Annotated in this window: 4 protein-coding genes; 3 read left to right on the top strand and 1 reads right to left on the bottom strand. The window is 40.3% G+C overall.

The window, feature by feature from the left end:
* Positions 1-258: 258 nt before the first annotated feature.
* Positions 259-471: a hypothetical protein gene (locus AACV20_RS11405; RefSeq protein WP_017045458.1), complete on the bottom strand. Its 213-nt coding sequence runs from the start codon at positions 469-471 to the stop codon at positions 259-261.
* A gap of 199 nt (positions 472-670) precedes the next feature.
* Between AACV20_RS11405 and AACV20_RS11400 the strand changes: the two genes are divergently transcribed.
* From AACV20_RS11400 to AACV20_RS11385, 3 genes are all read left to right on the top strand, one after another.
* Positions 671-1,462: a PhzF family phenazine biosynthesis protein gene (locus tag AACV20_RS11400; protein WP_162470133.1), complete on the top strand. Its 792-nt coding sequence runs from the start codon at positions 671-673 to the stop codon at positions 1,460-1,462.
* 154 nt (positions 1,463-1,616) lie between these two features.
* Complete coding sequence (locus AACV20_RS11390) at positions 1,617-1,937, top strand: putative quinol monooxygenase (RefSeq protein WP_170908056.1); 321 nt, start codon at positions 1,617-1,619, stop codon at positions 1,935-1,937.
* Positions 1,938-2,073: 136 nt separating this feature from the next.
* Positions 2,074-3,186, top strand: coding sequence for a YecA family protein (locus tag AACV20_RS11385; protein WP_170908075.1), 1,113 nt, complete (start codon positions 2,074-2,076; stop codon positions 3,184-3,186).
* The last annotated feature ends 208 nt before the right edge of the window (positions 3,187-3,394 follow it).

The raw sequence follows: 3,394 nt of genomic DNA, 5'->3' as shown, positions 1-3,394 counted from the left end.
TTCCAAGAAATGGACGATGCCGATCAGAAACTGGCGACAAGCTCTAAACCGCTTTATGATTATGTTCGAAGACCGACTCACTCAATACATGTAACCCTGACAGTTACACAGAATTATTTACAGGGTCTTTATTTTTCTTAGTCTGAGGCTCTAGCTTTCCACCTGAAAGTCATCATTTTTCCGCGTATCTCGCCAGTGGCACTGTTCGTGAAGTGGTTGAACTAACCTAAGTCTTCTTACGGGAAGTGGTGTGTTTGTTTATTTCTTTGGTGTGGTTTCTTTGGTTTTGAAGTTTTTCGCGTTTAAATGGATTTCGTGCACTTGGTTGTTGGCTTCTTCGACATAATTCTTTGTAAATTTAAGTCCTAGAAGCTCGTCAAGTTTTCCTGCTATTTCTTCTTTGCCAAGTGCGTTTCGTGGGTTAGGTTTTAGTTCCTCAGTTGTCCGTTTTACTTTTTCGCTTGAAAACAATAATGTGTTTTAAATTAGGCCGTTGGGTCGTAAATCTCCGGCTAAAGTGCAGCAGCTAACAAACGGCTCAAGAGGGATTGCCAACGCTTGGCGGCTTTAGTTCAAAATTGAAGTTCAGTGTTTACAGTGTGTTTTTTAAGTTCGGCGGTGCGTTGTCAACCCCTTAGCCGGGCGTTATAAAGCAAATGGAGTTCATACGTTGGAAATGGATATTTTCGTAGTTGATGCATTTACAGATCAACAGTTTAAAGGTAACTCGGCAGCAGTAGTTCCAATTGAAGATTGGCTTACTGATGAGCTAATGCAAAACATAGCAGCTGAAAACAACTTGTCAGAAACAGCTTACATAAAAAATGTGGGTGCTAATCAGTATGAAATTCGCTGGTTTTCTCCACTGACAGAAATTGATTTCTGTGGTCATGCGACCTTAGCATCTGCTCATGTATTGTTTAATGAATTCGGTGTTGAAAACCAAATTGAGTTCATCACAAAAGAAGTCGGAAACTTAAATGTCATTCTCAATTCGCAGAATGAAATAGAGATGACTTTCCCCAACCAGAAACCTGAGGTTATTTCTACAATCCCGACACAACTACTTAATGGGCTATCTAACAAGCCGACAGAGGTTCTCAAGAACAGGCAAGCGTACTTTGCCGTCTTTGCAAGTGAGCAAGAAGTTTTGGATGTCACTTATGTCTCTGAACAATTGAAACAGCTTGCACCGTTAGACGTTGTAGTAACAGCTAAGTCCAGTAAGTACGATTTTGTATCTCGTTACTTTTGGCCAGCAAATGGTGGTGATGAAGACCCAGTTACAGGTTCCATTCATTCTGGTTTGGCCCCTTATTGGGCTAACAAATTGAACAAAACCGATTTAGTTGCCTACCAAGCTTCCAAAAGAGGTGGTGTGCTCAAGTGCCGTGTTTTAGACGGAACCGTTGTTCTTTCAGGTAAAGGTGTTCTTTATCTAAAGGGCAGAATTAACGTTTAGTGGCAATCTGCTTTATAACAAGGCGTTTAAGAGGGATTCATGCCGCGTGGCATTTTTGGTTTACAGTGAGTTTTGGTGGTGAAAGTGGTCTGCGGAAAGCTGGTTTATGCGGCATTCACCCCTTAACGCAGCGTTATGCCTTATGGAGATAAGAATGTTCATCGCAGTTTATGAGTTTGAAATTAAAGACGGAAAACAGGCTGAGTTTCGAGAAGCATGGCTTGAAGTAACAAAAGTAATTTACAAATATTGTGGTAGCTTCGGTTCCAGATTACACATATCTGAAAACCCTAATGTTCTAGTTGGTTATGCACAATGGCCAAGTCGAGAACTGTGGGAAAAAGATCATGACATAGCAGATAAGCAGTATCAATATTTCCGTCAGAAAATGCGTGATTGCTTAGTAAAATCAAAAACGGTTTATGAACTTGAAGTAAGTGATGACTATCTGCAAGCATCCTCGACACAGGCATAACAAACGGCTCAAGAGGGATTGCCAACGCGTGGCGACTTTAGTGCAAAATTGAAATTCAGTGTTTAAGGTGTGTTTTTTTAGTTAGGCAGTGCGTTGTCAACCCCTTAGCCGGGCGTTATAAAGCAGAGGAACATCAGTGAAACTTGGAAGAAATGAGCCATGTTGGTGCGGCTCAAAGAAAAAATACAAACGTTGTCATTTAGGGCGTGATAAACAAGCTCCTGTTGATAAAGGTACGATAATGAAAGAGATGAATAGCTTCAACTCAAAAAAAATTTGTAGCGTACCAGAATCGATGAAATCTGAATGTTCAAAGAAAATCATCAAAGCGCATTCAGTATCAAAAAGCTCCTCCCTAAAATCTATAGCAGCAGATGGACATGTTTATACTACCTTCAAAACAAATCATGACTTCTCTATGTCTAAAAGAGTCCGTCCAAAGAAAGTAGGTATTAACCAAGCCTCAGTGTTTACTGGTTTCTGCTCAACTCACGACAAAGACATATTCGCTCCGATTGAAGACAATGCGTTTGATAAAAGTCCATACCATTGTTTTCTTGTGGCATATCGATCTTTATGCCGAGAACTATTTGTAAAAGAGAGCGCTGCAAATACATTTAGCTTTGCCCAAGAGTTAGATAAAGGTAAATCTCTTAGTGAACAAGTCATGATACAACAAATGGCTAAATACTATGGTTCAAATAATGATCTTACAATGGGAGACCTGCGGTACCTGAAGCAGAAGCTTGATCACATGTTTACGGCTGCTATCTTTGATGACTTACATCACTTAGTCGTGGAACTTGAATTACCTCCGAGGGTTATGACCAGTGCGGTACTGGGGTATACGGTTGGCTTCGATGGTGAACTGCTTCAAACGATATCTAATGATCCCAAGGATGTACCAGATTATGTGTTCATTAACTCTTTTGCTTCTGAAAACAAAGGGTACATTGTCTTGTCGTGGTTGAAAGAGCATTCAAGAAGCAATTTAAAATTTGTTAACCAACTCCTTCAGACAGGTTCTGTTTCAAACTCACTTTCTATTTTCACTTTCGCAATGGTTGAAAATATTTATATATCACCAGAATGGTGGGATAGTTTAAACGAAGCAGAGCAAGAAAAAATTTGTGCTATTTATGCTCAAGGCGCTACCGAGCATACAGACAATGATGTGTTAGTTGGAATTCCGGTCTTGGATGAAAACCCTCTAATAAACACGGTCACAGTTGGGGAGTTTGCTTTATAACAAAGCATTTAAGAGTGATTCGCAACGCTTGGCAGTTTCGCTTCGCTCAAGTATAGCCAAGCACCGCTCACACCTTAATGCGGCGTTAGGCAAGGTGAGTTTTTATCAGCTAAAACGAGTCGAAATTGAACGGTAAATTCCATGTTCTCAGGCTGAGCTTAAGCAATAAATCGTCATCACATATTTGTTGTTTCTTGATCGCGTTAGG

The sequence above is a fragment of the Vibrio sp. B4-6 genome (genome assembly GCF_963888245.1).
Lineage (GTDB): Bacteria > Pseudomonadota > Gammaproteobacteria > Enterobacterales > Vibrionaceae > Vibrio > Vibrio anguillarum.
The sequence above is the reverse complement of the archived record's forward strand: the minus strand, read 5'-3'. Positions and strand labels throughout refer to the sequence as shown.

Bases quoted from the DNA above. Each gene is read 5' to 3' on its own strand.
- AACV20_RS11390 (WP_170908056.1), top strand. From the start codon at position 1,617: ATGTTCATCGCAGTTTATGAGTTTGAAATTAAAGACGGAAAACAGGCT.